6 protein-coding genes are annotated in these 2579 nt (G+C 66.6%); 4 read left to right on the forward strand and 2 right to left on the reverse strand.

Translation table 11 applies throughout. The annotated features are described in order from the left end of the window. Positions 1-306 (forward strand): hypothetical protein (locus Q8Q85_12480; protein ID MDP3775072.1); only part of this gene is annotated, 306 nt, incomplete at its 5' end. Positions 307-423: 117 nt separating this feature from the next. Here Q8Q85_12480 and Q8Q85_12485 read toward each other — a convergent pair. Together Q8Q85_12485 and Q8Q85_12490 are read right to left on the reverse strand one after the other, a co-directional pair. Then, on the reverse strand, positions 424-810 hold the full coding sequence (locus Q8Q85_12485; protein ID MDP3775073.1) for a type II toxin-antitoxin system VapC family toxin: 387 nt from the start codon (positions 808-810) through the stop codon (positions 424-426). After that, positions 807-1049: a hypothetical protein gene (locus Q8Q85_12490; GenBank protein ID MDP3775074.1), complete on the reverse strand. Its 243-nt coding sequence runs from the start codon at positions 1047-1049 to the stop codon at positions 807-809. Before Q8Q85_12490 ends, Q8Q85_12485 begins: the two co-directional genes overlap by 4 nt. Before the next feature lie 287 nt (positions 1050-1336). Here Q8Q85_12490 and Q8Q85_12495 point away from each other — a divergent pair, with 287 nt between their 5' ends. From Q8Q85_12495 to Q8Q85_12505, 3 genes are all read left to right on the forward strand, one after another. Beyond that, a complete protein-coding gene (locus Q8Q85_12495) occupies positions 1337-1642 on the forward strand; it encodes a hypothetical protein (protein ID MDP3775075.1) in 306 nt (101 codons plus the stop codon). Positions 1643-1704: 62 nt separating this feature from the next. After that, entirely contained in the window at positions 1705-2073 is a 369-nt protein-coding gene (locus Q8Q85_12500; protein MDP3775076.1) for a hypothetical protein, read from the forward strand. A 138-nt stretch (positions 2074-2211) separates the two neighbouring features. Then, on the forward strand, positions 2212-2562 hold the full coding sequence (locus Q8Q85_12505; protein MDP3775077.1) for a nucleotidyltransferase domain-containing protein: 351 nt from the start codon (positions 2212-2214) through the stop codon (positions 2560-2562). The last annotated feature ends 17 nt before the right edge of the window (positions 2563-2579 follow it).

The following is a 2579-nucleotide window of genomic DNA, read 5'->3' on the forward strand; positions in this document are numbered from 1 at the left end:
CGCGGGAAGTACCATCCCGAAGACTTCTCCCGATTACGGTTAGCCGCGCCGTTCGACCTGGTGCAGGCCAAGGAGATCTGGCTGGCCGCCCTGGCCGCCGCCGAATCGTTCGTGCGAGCGCGGCCGGCCGAGGAGCTCGGATGCCTGTACTATTCGCGCGGCGACCAACGCTTTGTCGTGCCGCGCGCCGCCGGGGAGGGCGCGCTCGCAGCCGAAGGCGTGACGGCGCACTTCGGGACGCCGGGGGGCGTGCTCCCGCAGGTAAGCCAAGAGCCAGGCGGTTTGCCGCCTGCGGGCCAGGGGTGACCGGCAGCGCTCGGACTGCAGCGATGACGCCGCCCTCGTCGCCGAGGTCCACGCGGCCCACGGTACCCACACTCCCAGCACACATCGCCGCGCCAACAAAAGCAACCTCGCCAGGCTTCAGGACAGGCGCACGAGCTGAGGCAGGTGGTCGAAATGCCGGTCGCGGGCGTACAGCGCCAGATCGTGCTGGAGGACCAGGGCTGCGTTCCACATATCGTTGGTCGGAATCGGCGTCCCCTGCTGGCGGAGTTGGCGGTAGACCGACGCGTAGTGGTGAGTGGTCTGCTCGTCCGCAAAGAGAATCGAGACGCCCTGCCTCATCAGGAAGCGTCCCAGAGTTCGCTGGTTCGCCGGTCCCTGCGAACCCACGACAAAGCCCGCTCGAAGCTCGGCCAGAACGGCGAAGGGAACGAACACCGCCTCGGCTGTCTCAAGCGTCGCTGCGGCGCCCGCCACGCCCTTGCAGAAATCGACGTAGCGGTTGGGGTCGAGCGCCAGTCTCACCGCCAGAGCGACTCGTCCACCTGATGCAGGGCGGCCAGGGCCGTTTCGAACTCGGGGTCGTCGCGCCAGGTTCCCGCGAGATCGTCGAGGGCTCGGTGCCGAACGGGCGTCTCGTCGGCGCCGAGCGCGCGCGCCAGGGCGCGCAGGGCAACCTCATTCAGGCTCTTGCCCTCCCGGCGGGCGAGGGCGCGCAGGGCCCGATCCACGGCTGGCGGGATGTTGCGCAAGGTGTATTGCATGCACTGAATGTAGGCATGGCATTCAGCTAACGCAAGCATCGGCGGCGTGGTCGAAGCAGTACCAGTAAGGTCCGGTTCGTCGGCGTGGTCCCGCACGACGACATTGGCAAGTACGGCAGGAAGCCGCCGGGCGCGTAGCCGCCGGCCAGCCTACCGCTCCGATGGTGGCGGCAGCAGGGCTCTTCTCCGAGCGCGCCAGGGGCAATCAGGTATTGACGCGGCACTGGTTGGTATAGCATTTTAAGGGTGTGATAAAAGGCACCATATATAGACCAGGAGAAGCCGCTATGTTGGTAATCAACGCGCCCGGAGCTGCGGTTGCGACCACGACCGAGGTCAAGCGGGACATCCCCGGGGCCTTCGCGCTCGCCAAGGAACGCCGAGTGTACGTGACGAAGGATGGACAGCCGATTGGAGGGATTGTGAGCGTTGCAATGATGGCGGTGCTGGAAGAGACTTTGGAGAATCGCCGAATGGCACATGTAGCAGGGCGTCGGCTCAAGAGTATTCGCTCAGGTGATGACGATCTCCTCGAGGCGGATGACTTCTTTGCCCAGGCCGACGCCATCATGGCTGCTCGGCGGCGCCAGTAGGCGCGCGGCAGTTGCCCGCCGTTGCACCATCAGCCAGTGGCGGCGGGCGCTGGCGCGTGCGCATGGCAAAGCAGATCTTGACCGACGACATCCCACGGGTCGGACACGATGTCTACGAGCGGGCGAAAAAGGCCATCAACAAGAAGCTGCCCGTCGCGCCGGAGCAGTACGGCGAGCCGCTGCACTCCCCCCTTCACGGCCTGTACAAGATCAAGTCATCCCACGCTCGGGTTGTGTACCACATCGAGGTAAAGGCGCACGAGGTGTGGGTGCTCCTCATCGGGGATAGATCGACGATCTGGGACGACCGCGAAGGAGATATCCTGGAACGGCTCGCCGGGGAGCGTCAGGAGGCCGTGGCCCGACGCCCTGAACACCCCTCGTCACGCGTCGACAAGCCGTTGCCAGAAAAGCATCGGCGCCGCCGATAACGGCCCGGATCAACGACGGCGACCGCACCATCGAAGACGACCTCATAGTCGATGGTCGAAAGTCGAAGGTTGACGGTCGCCGCGTGGCGTGCGGCGGGACCGCCGTGTATGCTTGTGGCGCAACGGAGGGCGATCGCGATGACCAACGCCGGGCGTTCCGACTCGAACATTCTACGGGAGGATCCCCTGCTCGCCGAGGTGGTGCGCCGGCTCGTCGCGACGTTCCAGCCCGAGCGCATCTTCCTTTTCGGGTCCAAGGCTCGGGGGGGCGCCGGCGCGGACAGCGATTACGACCTGATGGTGATCGTCCCGGACGACGCCGCGCCCGAGCGCCGACGGAGCGGCCGGGCCTACGAGGCGCTGTGGGGACTGCCGGTAGCGACGGACGTGCTCGTGTGGACCCGGTCCGCCTTCGACGAGCGCCTGCACCTCAACGCCTCGCTGCCGGCCACGATCGTGCGGGACGGCAGCCTGCTCCATGCCGCATGATCCGGTCCGCGCGGCCG

This window comes from Gemmatimonadales bacterium, assembly GCA_030697825.1.
Classification (GTDB): Bacteria; Gemmatimonadota; Gemmatimonadetes; order Gemmatimonadales; family JACORV01; genus JACORV01.